This is a genomic window from Streptomyces sp. BBFR102 (genome assembly GCF_051397025.1).
GTDB lineage: Bacteria > Actinomycetota > Actinomycetes > Streptomycetales > Streptomycetaceae > Streptomyces.
The window spans coordinates 3,432,217-3,446,560 of the sequence record NZ_CP195757.1 but is presented as its reverse complement, the minus strand read 5'-3'; the positions used below and the strand labels follow the sequence as shown (position 1 = coordinate 3,446,560).

Genomic DNA, 14,344 nt, shown 5'->3' with positions numbered 1-14,344 from the left:
TTGCTGCCGGTCCTGCGGTGTCGCTGCCCGGCCGGGGCGCGGGTCAGAGGTGGGCGAGCTTCTCCAGGACGGGGGCGGCGGCGCGGACCTTGGCCCACTCGTCCTCGTCGAGTTCGGCGGCGAGGGAGGCGAGCCAGGCGTTCCGCCTGCTACGGCTCTCCTCCAGCATCGCCTCGGCCACCTCGGTCTGGGTGACCACCTTCTGGCGGCGGTCCTCGGGGTGCGGCTCCAGCCGGACCAGGCCCTTGGCCTCCAGGAGCGCCACGATCCGCGTCATGGAGGGCGGCTGCACGTGCTCTCTGCGGGCCAGTTCGCCGGGGGTGGCGGTGCCGCAGCGGGCGAGGGTCCCGAGGACCGACATCTCGGTGGGGCTCAGCGACTCGTCGACCCGCTGATGCTTGAGTCGGCGGGAGAGGCGCATGACGGAGGAGCGCAGTGCGTTCACGGCGTCGGCGTCTTCGCCATGGGTGAGGTCCAGCATGGTCGTTAGAGTAACTCATTACTGTGCCTAAAGACCACTCGCGGTGGCGGGCGTCACGGGCTCTGACCGGACGCCCTCCGTAGGAGTGACCAGCCTCACCCGGCGGGCTCCCGACCGGCACGTGGTCGTCACCCGAAAGAGTGAGGCGGGCACGAAAAGCGGCACGATCGCGCCAGACGTGCGGGGACCCTGACAGGTATGGACACCCACGTACTCAGCCTGCGCATGGACTCAGAGCTGTTCGAACGTCTTCGGGGTCACGCGGCCAGACGCGGCATGAGCGTCCAGGACTACGTCGTGCGGACGATGATCCGGGACGACTTCGACCAGCGGTTCCAGACGGCGGTGGAGGAGACCGAGAAGTTCTACGGGGACGAGGAGTGCGGCGCGGCCGGCGCCGGGGACGTACGGGACGAGACCGCGCCCGCCGCGCAGGACGGGGCCGTGAACGGCGCGGCCCGGCCCACCTGACCCCCGCACACGCGGGGGCCGGGCGGACCGGGCCGGTGCCGCTCCGGCCCGCGACCGGGGGCGCGGACCGGGGCCTCGTCAGGTGAGGCCGAGGGCGGGCATCAGGTAGTAGAAGGCGAAGACCGCCGAGACCGCGTACATCGCCACGGGCACCGAGCGGCCGCGGCCGGCGGCCAGGCGCAGCACGCAGAAGCTGATGAAGCCCATGCCGATGCCGTTGGTGATCGAGTACGTGAACGGCATCATCATGAAGGTGATGAAGGCCGGGATCGCGATGGTGAAGTCCGTCCAGTCGATCGCGCCGATCGAGCCGGAGAGGATCAGGAAGCCCACCGCGACCAGGGCCGGGGTGGCCGCCTGCGAGGGGACCATCGTCACGATCGGCGTCAGGAAGAGGCCGATCGTGAAGAGGCCGCCCGTGACGATGTTGGCGAAGCCGGTCCGGGCGCCCTCGCCGACTCCGGCGGTGGACTCCACGAAGCAGGTGGTGGCCGAGGAGGACGAGGCGCCACCCGCCGCGACGGCGATGCCGTCGACGAAGAGGACCTTGTTCATGCCGGGCATGTTGCCCTTGGCGTCGGTCAGCTCGGCCTCGTCGCCGACCGCCATGATCGTGCCCATCGCGTCGAAGAAGCACGACAGCAGCACGGTGAAGACGAAGAGGATGCCGGTGAGCAGCCCCACCTTGGCGAATCCACCGAAGAGGCTGACCTGTCCGATCAGGCCGAAGTCCGGGGTGGCCACCGGGTTGCCGGGCCACTCGGGCGTGGTCAGGCCCCAGGACGGGATGTCGGCGACGGCGTTGATGATCACCGCCAGTACGGTCATCGCGACGATGGAGATGAGGATGGCGCCGGGCACCTTGCGCACCAGGAGGGCCAGCGTCAGCAGCACCCCGAGGACGAAGACGAGCACGGTCCAGCCGTTGAGGTGACCGTCGGCGCCGAGCTGGAGCGGGACGGTGGTCTGCGCGGCGTCCGGCATGCGGGAGACGAAGCCGGAGTCGACCAGGCCGATCAGCATGATGAACAGGCCGATACCGATGGCGATGCCCTTGCGCAGGCCGAGCGGTACCGCGCTCATGACCCGCTCGCGCAGCCCGGTGGCGACCAGCAGCATGACGACGAAGCCGGCGAGGACGACCATGCCCATCGCGTCCGGCCAGCTCATCCGGGGCGCGAGCTGGAGGGCGACCACCGTGTTCACGCCGAGTCCGGCGGCCAGGGCCACCGGCACGTTGCCGATGACACCCATGAGCAGGGTGGTGAGGGCCGCGGTCAGCACGGTGGCGGTGACCAGCTGGCCGTTGTCCAGCTGGTGGCCGTACATGTCCTTGGCGCTGCCGAGGATGATCGGGTTCAGCACGATGATGTACGCCATCGCGAAGAACGTGGCGAAACCGCCGCGCACCTCGCGGGCGATCGTGGAACCTCGCTCAGAGATCTTGAAGTAGCGGTCGAGCGCGCCGGACGGCGGGTTCGGCTGCTCGGACGTGGCGTCCTGGGCAGGGGCCGAGGTGGGCATGGAAACCTCAGGGGTGCGAGGCGTACGGGCTCTTTGGCGGGAGGCCCGTACGAGGGGACGGGGGGTGCGCGGTGACCGCACAGAATCAGCCAGGCATGTCCTCCGGGTCACGACGGTGTGACCGGCGGATCAACCCGGCCGGGGGCGGAAACCTACCGATACTTGCGGCCCTTGTGTCTTCCTACGAAAGAAAACAGTCAGCCCCAAGCCGTTTCAGTATGAATACATGAACCCGAAATTGCTATCTCCGCGCGTAGAGGCATAAGCCACAAGGCCCGGCGGGCTCCGCGCGGGACCGGCGGGGCCGGCCGTAAGCTGGGGGCATGAAGAAGTGGACGCCCCGGCACGAGGCACCGGAACCCCTGGAAGGGCCCGTGGTGGCCACCATCACCGGCGGCACGATCATCTGGTTCGTCCTCTTCCTCGCGCAGCTCCCCTTCTACGGCTGGTTCTCCGACCACGGCCGCACCTGGTGGATCTGGACCTGCCTGGCCGGCGCCGGCCTCGGCTGCCTCGGCGTCTGGTACGTCCGCCGCCGCGACGCCGCACTGAAGCGGGCGGCGGCGGCCGCCTCGCGGGCCGGGGTCTGAGCCGCTTCGCGGCACGCCGTGTAGCACCCCTCCGGTAGGGGGCGGGGCTACCTCGGTCGGGGTTGCGGCGGCCGTACCCCTACGTCGGTGCCACCCCGTTCTCGTACCCTGGGTGGATCTTTGGACCCTCGTGCAGTGAAGCGGGGGCGGGGGCCTTAACGTCTGTGTCATGACGCAGCGGGGACAGGTGGACACCGGGGGTTCGGACTCCGGGAACAGTCGGATCGACACAGTGGCGGAGCCGGACACCGCCCCTCCCCCCGTGCCGCCCGAACCCGGGCTGACCTCGGCGGAGGTCGCCGAGGCGGTCACGCGCGGCGAGGTCAACGACGTGCCCGTGCGCAGCTCCCGCTCGCTGGCGGAGATCGCCCGGGCCAACATCTTCACCCGGTTCAACGCCATCATCGGCTTCCTCTGGGTGATCATGCTCTTCGTCGCGCCGATCCAGGACAGCCTCTTCGGCTTCGTCATCGTCGCCAACACCGGCATCGGCATCTTCCAGGAGTGGCGCGCCAAGCGGACCCTCGACGGTCTCGCGGTGATCGGCGAGGCCAAGCCGACCGTGCGCCGGGACGGCACCGCGGGCGAGGTCTCCACCTCCGAGATCGTCCTCGGCGACCTCATCGAGATCGGGCCGGGCGACAAGATCGTCGTCGACGGCGAGGTGCGCGAGGCCGACGGCCTGGAGGTCGACGAGTCCTTGCTCACCGGCGAGGCCGACCCGGTCGTCAAGCGCCCGGGCGACGAGGTGATGTCCGGTTCCTTCGTCACCGCCGGCGGCGGCGCCTTCCGCGCCACCAAGGTCGGCCGTCAGGCGTACGCGGCGCAGCTCGCCGAGGAGGCGTCCCGCTTCACCCTGGTCCACTCCGAGCTGCGCTCGGGGATCAGCACCATCCTCAAGTACGTGACGTGGATGATGGTGCCCACCGCGGTCGGCCTCATCATCAGCCAACTGGTCGTCCGCGAGAACGACTTCAAGAACTCGGTGGCCCGCACCGTCGGCGGCATCGTGCCCATGGTCCCCGAGGGCCTGGTGCTGCTCACCTCGGTCGCCTTCGCGATCGGTGTGATCCGGCTCGGCCGCAAGCAGTGCCTGGTGCAGGAGCTGCCCGCCATCGAGGGCCTCGCCCGCGTCGACACGGTCTGCCTCGACAAGACCGGCACCCTCACCGAGGGCGGCATGGACGTAACGGCGATCCGCCCGCTCGGCGGCGCCGACGAGGCGTACGTCCGGCGGGTGCTCGGCGCTCTCGGCGGCAGCGACCCCCGGCCCAACGCCAGCCTCCAGGCCGTCATCGACGCCTGCCCGGCCCCCGGCGGCTGGCGCACCACCGGCACGCTCCCCTTCTCCTCCGCCCGCAAGTACAGCGGCGCCTCCTTCGACGAGGGCGACGACACCCACCGCACCTGGCTGCTCGGCGCCCCGGACGTCCTGCTGTCCCCGGGCTCCGAGGCGCTCGCCGAGACCGACGCGCTCAACGAGCGGGGTCTCAGGGTCCTGCTCCTCTCCCGGGCCACGGGCGCCCTGGACGCCGCCGACCCGGGGGCCGGGGCCGAGCCCACCGCCCTGGTCGTCCTGGAGCAGCGCCTGCGTCCGGACGCCGCCGACACCCTGCGCTACTTCGAGGAGCAGCACGTCGCGGCCAAGGTCATCTCCGGGGACAACGCCGTCTCGGTCGGCGCGGTCGCCGGAAAGCTGGGGCTGCCGGGGGCGGAGCGGACGTACGACGCGCGCGAGCTGCCCAAGGAGCCGGAGGCGCTCGCCGACACGCTCGACGAGAACACCGTCTTCGGCCGGGTCACCCCGCAGCAGAAGCGGGACATGGTCGGGGCCCTCCAGTCGCACGGCCACACGGTCGCCATGACCGGCGACGGGGTCAACGACGTCCTCGCCCTCAAGGACGCCGACATCGGCGTCAGCATGGGCTCGGGCTCGGAGGCCACCCGCGCGGTCGCCCAGATCGTCCTGCTGAACAACAGCTTCTCGACGCTGCCGTCGGTGGTCGCCGAGGGCCGCCGGGTCATCGGCAACATCACCCGCGTCGCCACGCTCTTCCTGGTCAAGACGGTCTACTCGGTCCTGCTCGCGATCCTCGTCGTCATGTCCCAGACCGAGTACCCCTTCCTCCCCCGGCACCTGACGCTGCTCTCCACCCTGACCATCGGCGTCCCCGCCTTCTTCCTCGCCCTCGCCCCCAACAACGAGCGCGCCCAGCCGCACTTCGTGAAACGCGTGATGCGGTACGCGATCCCCGGCGGTGTGATCGCCGCCCTCGCCACCTTCACCACGTACATGACGGCGCGGGCCTACTACACGGGCCCCGACTCCCTCCCAGCGGAGACGAGCGCGGCGACGCTGACGCTCTTCCTGGTCTCCATCTGGGTACTGGCGATCATCGCCCGCCCCTACACCTGGTGGCGGATCGGTCTGGTCGCGACGATGGCCGGCGCCTTCCTCGTGGTCCTGGTCGTCCCGTGGCTCCAGGACTTCTTCGCCCTGCGGCTGGTCGGCTCGGTGATGCCGTGGGCGGCGGTCGGCATCGCGGTGGTCGCGGCGGCCCTGGTCGAGGTGGTGTGGCGGATCGTCGACCGGCGCATACCGGTCTGACCCGGCCGTTCCTCCCCGGACACGGCCGAGGGCCGCTCTCCCTGTCGCAGGCGACAGGGAGAGCGGCCCTCGGGCGGTTCCGGAGTCCCGGGTTACTTCACGTCCACGTAGTCGGCCTTGGATTTGATGGCCGGGGTGGTGGAGGTGCCGGCGAAGCTCCAGCGCCAGTAGCCGTCCGAGGCGGCCTTGACGGTGGTCTTCAGCGCACCCTTGGAGCCGCTCTTGACCGTCTTCACGGTCGAGTAGCTGGCGGCGCCCTTCTTCTTGAACTGGAGCTTCACCGACTGCTGGGTGTAGCCGGCGTACTTCCAGGTGTCCCAGTTGGCGCGGGAGAGGGTGCCCTTGACGGTGAGGGTCTTGCCCTTCTTCACCGGCTCGGGCGTGGCGTTGGTCTCCAGCCGGGAGGCACGCTGGACGCGGGTCTTGGCGGCCTTCGGGTTCCAGGTGAAGTCGGTGTCGTTGGCGGCGTCCACGCCGACGAGGACGTTCCAGCTGCCGGCCAGGCTGTTGATGAGGTCCCACTGCGGGTCGGCCAGGACGGACATCTTGCAGGTGGAGGTGGTGGCGCTGGACGCCTCGCAGCTCGCGTACCCCTCGCTCTGCCACATCACGCCGTCGGCCTTCTCGGGCGTGGAGCCGTGCCAGAGGTAGACGTAGGCGTCGGCGATGCCGCTGGCGTGCGAGGCGGTGACGCTGACGGAGACCGTCTTCAGCTTGGTGGTGCCGAGGACGATGTCCTTGCCCCCGTTGACCTTGACCTTGGAGATCTTCGGAGCGGCGGCGGCCTTGAAGGTCCGCCCCTCGGAGTTCGCCTTCTTGCCGAACACCGAGGCGGCGGTGGGAACTTCGGCCCGCTCCCGGTCGGGCCCCGGAGCGGCCTGGGCGGCGGCTCCGGTGAGGACGGACAGGGCCAGGGCGCCGCTGACGGCAGCCGCGGTGGCGCGCATACGCATGTGTGTTTCCCCAGGTGGAGAAGGGCCCCCCGTGGAGGCCGTCCCCAGACCCCGGCGGTACGCGACCGCCGCCAGGTCTGTCGAGTCCCATGACTCGCCTCGATAGACACCTGGGGCAAGTGAAGGGTTGCAGGACAGTACGACTTTTGTGTGACCAGAGCGGTGCGCGACGGCGGTTACCGGGCGGTCGGCCTCGTGCGGCGGGGGCATCGCGCGTTCGGCGCGCCGCCTCCGCGGGTGGTGGTGCGAGGGCTCGCCGCAGGCCGCCCGGAAGGTCCGGCTGAAGTGGGCGGTGAGGCACGGCCGGCGCGCGCCGGCGCGGGGGCGTCCAGAGGCCGCGCCGAGGCGCGGTCCGTGGCGTTCCGGGCCCGCGGCGAGCGGCGGTTGGTCTCGTCGGCGGCACGGCTCACCGCGTCACCCCACGGGCACGGCCCGGCGTGTGCCCGCGCGTACGGCACCGCGACCAGGGCCACGGGCCGTACGCCTGCCTCGCGTCCGTCAGTCGAACCAGCGGTCGCGGGCGAGTTCGGCGGCGCGGGAGGGGTCCTCCAGGAGGGCGGCGACCTCGAAACGGCGGGGCCACTGGCCCGCCGCCCAGGCGAGCCCGGCGGCGACGCCCTCCAGGGTGGCGGCGTGCAGGACCCGGGAGGGGGTGAGGTGCCAGTCCAGTTCGACGCCGTCGGCGAGGAGTTCGTCGTGCTCCCGGTACGAGGCGGGGACTTCGTCCCCGAGCAGCTCACGCACCGCCTCCGGCACCGGATGCTCCACCCCCTGCCCCGCGGGGGTGACCCGCACCGCCTCCGAGAGACGCCCGACCTGGAGCAGCTCGGCGAGCCGCGCGGCCAGGGCGGGGGCCACCGGCAGCAGGGGACGCCCGGCCGCGAAGGGCAGCAGATCGGGTGCGTCCGCGACCAGCGCGTCCCGCGCGTCCACGACGGTCACCACCCCGTCGGCCACCGCCCGCAGTTCGTCGGGGAGTGTCACCTCCTCGGGGTCCAGCTCGGCCAGCAGGCCGTGGAGCGCGTGCAACTGGCGTGCGGAGACCTCGCGTTCCGGGTCGGCGAGGCGGTCCAGGAGTTCGGCGGCGCCGCCGGGTTCGTCGAGCAGGGCGGCGGCGGTGGTGCGCACCCCGAGGGCGCGCAGCACCAGTGCGTCGTCGAACCCGGCCGCGTCCACCTCGTCGTAGAGCCCTGCCAGCAGCGGGTCGCCCGAGGCGGCGCGCAGGCCCGCCGGGCGGCGGCCGGCGAGCACGGGGTGGCCGCGCAACCACCAGGCGGTGTACGGGCGGACCGACTCGGTGGTGCCGTCGGGGAGCAGGACGCGCACCGGCTGGGTGAGGGCGTCGCGCAACGGCGGGCGGGAGAGGAGAGCGAGCGCCTCGGGCCAGCGGTCGTCGTCGACGAGGTCGAGGTCGCGGACTGCGGTGATCTCGGTGGCGACCGGCGGGACAGGCCCGTCGGGCAGCTGGTCGAGGACGTCCTCGCACCACACGTCCACGGCGTCGAGCAGCCCGACGTCGTCCGGTTCTGCGAAGTCGGAGTCGCGCGGCTCCAGTTCGTCGGGGTCGAGGACCACGTCGGTGGCGCGTACGAGAGTGAAGCGGGCGAGCACGCCGCAGGCGGCGAGGGGCTGTTCGCCCCAGCGGTCGGCCCACTCCTCGTCCACCATGGCGAGTTCGCCCTCCCGCATCACGGAGGCGAACTCGCCTGACGGCAGGACCAGTTCCCCGGCGGGCGAGAGTTCGCAGTCCTCGTCGGGGAGGGCGAGGGCCCCGAGCCACGGTTCGTCGCCCGGGGCCAGTTCGGCGTCGCGGGCCAAGGTCAGGACCAGCTCGGCGAGTTCCTCGGCGTCGGGGGCGTCGTCGCGCAGCGCGTACCCGTCGCCCTCCAGCGACTCGGCGACGGCCGCGCGCACCTGCGGTGTGCGGAGCACCGCGCGCGGCGTCGCGGGCAGCGCGCCGAGCTTCTCCAGGAGCGGGTGGGCGGCCTCGGGGTGGGCGACCTTCAGGCCGAGGCGGGCCAGCGCGGAAGGCCGCGGCCCGTCGCCGGCCGGGCCGGGCAGCAGCACCTGGCGCGGGCTGCCCGCCGTGGACCCGGCCGCCAGCGGCACCGGCAGCCCCTGGAGGCGGTCCGGGTCGACGCCGGCGAGGCTGTCGTAGAGGCGGTACCACCAGGCCGGGGACCGCTCCACGCCGGCCAGCCGGTCGATCGCCTCGCCCAGCGACAGCCGGCCGACCCCGAGGGTGCGCAGCTCGGCGCGGCGCTCCAGCCCGGCGGGCAACAGCGTCGGCAGCACCTCGGCGAGGACGCGTACGGTCGCCTCGCCCGCCCCCTCGACCAGCTCCGCCTCGATCGGACGCAGCGCCTCGGGGCGGTCGGCGCGCAGCAGGGGCACCTCGGCGTCGGGCTCCTCGTCCGGCCCGGCCGGGGGCAGCGCGGGCGCGAGGAACGCCGTACGCGGCAGCAGCTCCAGTACGGCGGCGCGTACGGCCCCGTCCACGGCGGCCTGGCCCAGCGGACCGGGGACCAGTCCGACGGTGGCCGGGCCGACCGGGCGCCACGCGCCGAGCAGCCCGGCGTACGCCTCGGCGGCGCGGGCCACCAGGAAGTCGGTGAGCGGGCCCGGGGCGACGTGGCGGCGGGCCGTGTCCAGCGGGAACGAGGCGATGAGCAGCGCGGGCACGCCCAGCGGCTCGTCGCTGGGCGTGGGGGCGTGGACGACCGGGGCGGTCGCCGGGCGGACCGGGGCTCCCTCGGCGTCGACCGGGACGGCCCACACCACCGACCAGTACGGCCGCAGCCGCTCCTCCACCGGGCGGTCGGCCAGCAGGGCCGCGTCCAGCGGGCCGTCGGCTCTCGCGGTACGCCAGCGGCGCGTCTGCCCCGGGGTGCCGGTCGTTGCGGCGCCGCCGACCGACTCCTCGATCACGACGTACGGCTCTTCGTCGCGGCGGCGCAGGACGCGGGTCGCCTCCGGGGTCTCCACCACGATCTCGGTCAGGCCCGGCAGAGCGAGCAGGAGGGCGTCGTCCACGCCCCCGAGCAGGCGCTCGGCCAGGTCCTGGGCGACCGCGTCCCGCAGGGGGAGCACGACCACCGTGTCGTACCCCTTCGGCGGGGCGCCCTCGGCGGCGAACGGGAGGCGCAGCAACGGCACCTGCTCGTCGCGGCGGATCAGTTCGTCGCCGAGGCCCGGGCTGTGGCGGGCGACCTCGCGGGCGGCCTCACGGGCCTGCGCCAGGTCCCAGCGGACGCCGCCGGTGCGGCTGAGCACCGCCGGTTCGTCGCTGACCGCGAGGACCGCGGCGAAGCCGACGCCGAAGCGGCCGACGCTCGGGCCGGCCGCGGCGGCCCGCTTCGCGGACGCGCGGAGCGTCGACAGGGATTCGACGCCGGTGGCGTCGAGCGGGGCGCCCGTGTTGGCCGCGGCCAGGACGTGGGTGCCCGCGCTCTCGTGCAGGGTCAGGCGCAGGCGGCCCGCGACGCCTGCCCGGGCTGCCGCGTCGGCGGCGTTCTGGGCCAGTTCCACGACCAGGCGGTCGCGGTAGCCGCCGAGGACCAGGTCCTCCTCGGCGTTGGCGTCCTCACGGAACCTGGCCGGGGAGGCGGCCCACGAGTCCAGCACGGTCCGCCTGCGGCGGGCGGTACCGAAAGGGTCCGTGCCCTCCTGGGCGGGGGTGGGGTGGGTCACCGTCTGCTCCTTGGGATCTGGGCTGCGCCTGCTGATCGGGGCCAAGCGTGCCCCGGGAGCGCGGGGCGCTCCAAACGGGGGTGCGCTTCCGCGTGGCCGCCTGGTCGGCGGGGCTGTCCTTCGGCAGTCCGCGCGACCGGGGCGAGTCCCGGCGGGGCCTTCTTCGGCCGGGCTCCGACCCGCCCGCGCCGGGGTGGCCTCAAGCGCCGGCCGGGCTGCGCTCCGCCCCGGTCTGCGGCTCCTCGACCGTGCCGGTCACGGACTGGCCTCAAACGCCGGCCGGGCTGTCAGGGTCGCGGTTCCCCCGGCACATGGGTCTGGGTGGGGCGTGGTCGCGGCACCGCCCGCCCAAGACGACGAACGAACCGCGAAACCCACCGCCACGGCCGCCGCCTGCGGCCAGCCCGTGACCGGCACACTCCGGGCGAAGCCCCGCCAGAACAGCCCGGCCGGCGCCCGAGGCCAGTCCGTGACCGGCAGGGTCACGCCGCGCCAGATCGGGGCGAAGCCCGGCCGAAGACAGCCCGGCCGGTGCCTGAGGCCATCCGTGACCGGCACACTCCAGGCGAAGCCCGCCAGAACAGCCCGGCCGGCGCCTGAGGCCAGTCCGTGACCGCCACGGTCGAGCAGCGCCAGATCCGGCGAAGCCCAGCCGAAGACAGCCCGGCCGGGGCTTGAGGCCAGTCCGTGACCGCCACGGTCAGGCAAGCGGGCGGCTGGAGGAGGTCCACCGGGGCCAGGCGGCCCGCGCGGGGAGTGGCGCCGGTTCTAGTCGAGGGAGAGCGGGTCGAGTCGGGTCTCGTCCAGGGCGGGGTCGGGGGGCCGGGGAGGCGTGGGCATGACGGCCGCCTCGGAGTGGCCCCCGCAGCCGTAGGCGAGGGAGACGACATGGCCGTCGGCCGGGGAGTAGGCGTTGGCGCAGATCCCGAACGCCTGCCGGAGCGACCCGGCCAGCGGCAACAGGAACCCGCAGCTGACACAGGGCGCCGGCGCGGCCTGCGCCATCGCCGACTCGGCCCCGAAATGGGCCTCCCAGCGCTCGGCCGCGTCGAGCAGCCCGTAGCGGGAGAGGACCCGGGAACGCCGCAGCCCCAGTTCCTCGGCGACGGAGGCGACGGACCCGCGCTCGGGGGCGAGGGGCAGGTCGGCGGGCGGTCCGGCGGAGAGGTCGGCGTCCTCGGCCTCGACCAGTTCGGCCATGTCGGCGGAGACGGCCGAGTTGGGCGGCGGCTCCTCGTCGGCGATCCAGCCGGGTTCGAGGCGCAGGTCGTCGGCCTCGGTGGGAAGGAGGTCGCCGGGGCCGAGGTCGCCGGGGCGCAGCCGCTCGCTCCACGGCACCCACTCGGGGGCGAGAAGGGCGTCGGGCCCGGGCAGCAGTACGGACTCGTCGACGGTGACGTACTTGGCGCGGGAGGCGCGGGCGACGGTGACGGCCCAGCGCCAGCCCCGGTAGCCGGGGTCGTGGCAGGCGAAGTAGTGGGTGGCGACGCGGTCGCCGTCGGCGGTGACGGCGAGGTGCTCGCCGACCACCCCGGGTGCGGCGGTCTCCTCGGCCACGGTCCGGGCGAGGTCGACCGCCTCGGCGCACAAGCGGTCGGGGGTGCGGCTTCGCGTTGTCGCTGCGCTCACAGGTATCGCTTCTCTCCTACGCCGTCTCACGAGTCGCATGCGGCGGGGACGGGGAGCGGACGGAGCGGACCGATGGGCCGCGTCGACGTCCGCGCCCGATCGTCCAGGGCACGCCCACGCGATCCATTCTGGGGGATCGCGAAGAGGCGCGCGGCCAGGAGTACCGCCGCAAGCGCGTGAGTGCACGCTACCCTCTCGCGGCCCCGTCTCCCACACCGACGTGGGAAGCCGGGCCGCTCAGAGGCGTCGGCGACGCGTCGCGGGGGTACCGGGGAACGCCCGGGCGAGGGGTGGTGCGGCCCGGCTTCGGCCACAGGGGTTGCTCGGGACGTATCAGGTCATACTCGGCCCCCCAGGGGGCACTATGACCACGTGACCGCCTCAGGCTCGCCGCGCGAGGAACCCAGCCCGGTGCGCAGGGCCGCCCGGGTTGCGGGCCGCGCGCTGCGGGCCCCCGTGACGGGCCCTGCCCGCGGCATCCGCAAGGTGACGCACGCGCAGGGCGCGGGCGAGTCGGGGCTCGGGCGGCTGATCGAGCTGCACGGGGTGAACGGCGCCGGCGACGTGATGATCACGGTGGCACTGGCCTCGACGGTCTTCTTCTCGGTGCCGACGGACGAGGCGCGCGGCCGGGTGGCGCTGTACCTGGCGGTGACGATGCTGCCGTTCACCCTGCTGGCGCCGGTGGTGGGTCCGCTGCTCGACCGGTTGCCGCACGGGCGGCGGGCGGCGATGGCCGGGTCGATGCTGGCGCGGGCGGTGCTGGCGCTGGTCCTGTCGGAAGCGGTGGCGACCGGGAGCCTGGAGATGTATCCGGCGGCGCTCGGCGTCCTGGTGGCCTCGAAGGCGTACGGGGTGGTGCGCAGTGCGGTGGTGCCCCGGCTGTTGCCGCAGGGGTTCTCGCTGGTCAAGGCCAACTCGCGGGTGACGCTGGGCGGGCTGCTGGCGACGGGGGTGGCGGCGCCGGTCGCGGCGGGGCTCCAGATGGTCGGGCCGGGGTGGCCGTTGTACGGGGCGTGTGTCCTCTTCCTCTCCGGCGCCTTCCTGTCGTTCCGGCTGCCGCCGAAGGTCGACTCGGCGCGCGGGGAGCGGCGGGCGCTGCTGGCGGCGGACGAGCGGCGGCCGGCGGCGGTGGACGCCCGCCGGGACCCGGCGGGCGAGCCGGCACCGGGTGGACGGGCGACCGTACGCGAGGGCGTGCCGGAGGTGGGCGACGCGGGGCGGAAGCGGAAGGGGCCGGGGCTCAGGACCGTCGGCCCGGCGGTGACACACGCGCTGGCCGCCAACGCCGGGGTGCGTTGCCAGAGCGGCTTCCTCATCTTCTTCCTGGCGTTCCTGCTGCGCGAGCATCCGCTGACCGGGCAGAGCGCGGCGGTGTCCCTGGCGGTGGTGGGGGTGGCGGCGGGGGCGGGCAACGCGCTGGGGACGGCGGTCGGCGCGTGGCTGCGGGCCCGGGCGCCGGGGATGATCATCGTGACGGTGGTGGGGGCGCTGGTGCTGGTGGCGGTGTCGGCGGCGGTGTTCTTCGGGGCCGCGGTGGTCGCCGTGCTGGGCGCGGTGGCCGGGTTCACCCAGGCGCTGGCCAAGCTGTCGCTGGACGCGCTGATCCAGCGTGATGTGCCGGAGTCGGTGCGGACGTCGGCGTTCGCCCGTTCGGAGACCTTGTTGCAGATGGCGTGGGTGGTGGGCGGCGCGGTGGGGATCGCCTTGCCGCTGCGCGGTCCGCTGGGCCTGACGGTGGGGGCGTTGATCGTGGCACTCGGCTGGCTGACGACCGTACGGGCGCTGTTGGCGTCGGCCGGACGCGGCGCGCCGCACCCCCGCGTGGCGTGACCCTCCAACCGGCCCGATAGCCTTCGCCCATGACATCCCTGCCCCGCGGCGGAGCCGCACGTCAGTTCAGCCCGGCCACGCGCCGCGGGTTCGCCGTCCTCGGCGCGGTGTCCGCCGGCCTGCTCGTCCTGTCGGCCTGCGACAAGCCGACGCCGGTCGCCACCGTCACCATCGGCACCGAGTCGGTGAACTCCGAGGCGACGTGCTGGAACGGCGGCTCCAAGATCGATGAGAAGCAGCTCCAGCAGTGCCTGCAGGACAAGGGCGACGCCGGTGAGGGCGCCGAGGTGAAGACCGTGAAGGTCGACACCGAGGCCGAGGTCCACATCGGCGTGGACCCGGAGATCGCCGAGAAGGGCTGGACGATCCTGATGAACGGCCAGCCGCTGACCGACGCGTCCGAGAAGACGTTCCGGACGATTCCCGGCAGCGTCTTCTTCAACCAGCAGTACGGCGCCTCCGGCAACTCCACCGTGCTCTCCATCCTGGAGAACGACGGCAGCTCGGCGACCGGCCTGTGGTCGTTCAAGCTGGAGAAGGACTCCTGACCCGCCTGCCCACGCCT

General features: G+C 73.4%; 10 protein-coding genes. 5 read left to right on the top strand and 5 right to left on the bottom strand.

What is annotated here, in order from left to right:
* Positions 1–43: 43 nt before the first annotated feature.
* Complete coding sequence (locus ACSLIC_RS15450) at positions 44–481, bottom strand: MarR family winged helix-turn-helix transcriptional regulator (RefSeq protein WP_436738275.1); 438 nt, start codon at positions 479–481, stop codon at positions 44–46.
* A gap of 198 nt (positions 482–679) precedes the next feature.
* Between ACSLIC_RS15450 and ACSLIC_RS15445 the strand changes: the two genes are divergently transcribed.
* Positions 680–952, top strand: coding sequence for a hypothetical protein (locus tag ACSLIC_RS15445; protein WP_436738274.1), 273 nt, complete (start codon positions 680–682; stop codon positions 950–952).
* 78 nt (positions 953–1,030) lie between these two features.
* Here ACSLIC_RS15445 and ACSLIC_RS15440 read toward each other — a convergent pair whose 3' ends face one another.
* Positions 1,031–2,476: an NCS2 family permease gene (locus ACSLIC_RS15440; protein WP_436738273.1), complete on the bottom strand. Its 1,446-nt coding sequence runs from the start codon at positions 2,474–2,476 to the stop codon at positions 1,031–1,033.
* A 323-nt stretch (positions 2,477–2,799) separates the two neighbouring features.
* On the opposite strand from ACSLIC_RS15440, the gene ACSLIC_RS15435 reads away from it, so the two are divergent.
* Both ACSLIC_RS15435 and ACSLIC_RS15430 read left to right on the top strand, forming a co-directional pair.
* The gene (locus ACSLIC_RS15435) at positions 2,800–3,066 is read left to right on the top strand and encodes a DUF2530 domain-containing protein (RefSeq protein WP_436738272.1); all 267 of its coding nucleotides are present in this window, start codon (positions 2,800–2,802) and stop codon (positions 3,064–3,066) included.
* 169 nt (positions 3,067–3,235) lie between these two features.
* Positions 3,236–5,674, top strand: a complete 2,439-nt coding sequence (locus tag ACSLIC_RS15430) for an HAD-IC family P-type ATPase (protein ID WP_436738271.1) — start codon at positions 3,236–3,238, stop codon at positions 5,672–5,674.
* A 92-nt stretch (positions 5,675–5,766) separates the two neighbouring features.
* On the opposite strand, the gene ACSLIC_RS15425 is transcribed toward ACSLIC_RS15430, so the two are convergent.
* The 3 genes from ACSLIC_RS15425 to ACSLIC_RS15415 all read right to left on the bottom strand — a co-directional run bounded on the left by ACSLIC_RS15425 (position 5,767) and on the right by ACSLIC_RS15415 (position 11,946).
* Positions 5,767–6,627: a calcium-binding protein gene (locus ACSLIC_RS15425; RefSeq protein WP_436738270.1), complete on the bottom strand. Its 861-nt coding sequence runs from the start codon at positions 6,625–6,627 to the stop codon at positions 5,767–5,769.
* 498 nt (positions 6,628–7,125) lie between these two features.
* Positions 7,126–10,317: a sacsin N-terminal ATP-binding-like domain-containing protein gene (locus ACSLIC_RS15420; RefSeq protein WP_436738269.1), complete on the bottom strand. Its 3,192-nt coding sequence runs from the start codon at positions 10,315–10,317 to the stop codon at positions 7,126–7,128.
* A gap of 768 nt (positions 10,318–11,085) precedes the next feature.
* Positions 11,086–11,946 carry a DUF3027 domain-containing protein gene (locus tag ACSLIC_RS15415; protein ID WP_436738268.1) on the bottom strand — a complete coding sequence of 287 codons (861 nt, stop codon included), beginning with the start codon at positions 11,944–11,946 and terminating at the stop codon, positions 11,086–11,088.
* Positions 11,947–12,318: 372 nt separating this feature from the next.
* Here ACSLIC_RS15415 and ACSLIC_RS15410 point away from each other — a divergent pair, with 372 nt between their 5' ends.
* Both ACSLIC_RS15410 and ACSLIC_RS15405 read left to right on the top strand, forming a co-directional pair.
* Positions 12,319–13,779, top strand: coding sequence for an MFS transporter (locus tag ACSLIC_RS15410; RefSeq protein ID WP_436738267.1), 1,461 nt, complete (start codon positions 12,319–12,321; stop codon positions 13,777–13,779).
* 29 nt (positions 13,780–13,808) lie between these two features.
* Positions 13,809–14,327, top strand: a complete 519-nt coding sequence (locus tag ACSLIC_RS15405; protein ID WP_436738266.1) for a DUF2771 domain-containing protein — start codon at positions 13,809–13,811, stop codon at positions 14,325–14,327.
* Positions 14,328–14,344 lie beyond the last annotated feature (17 nt).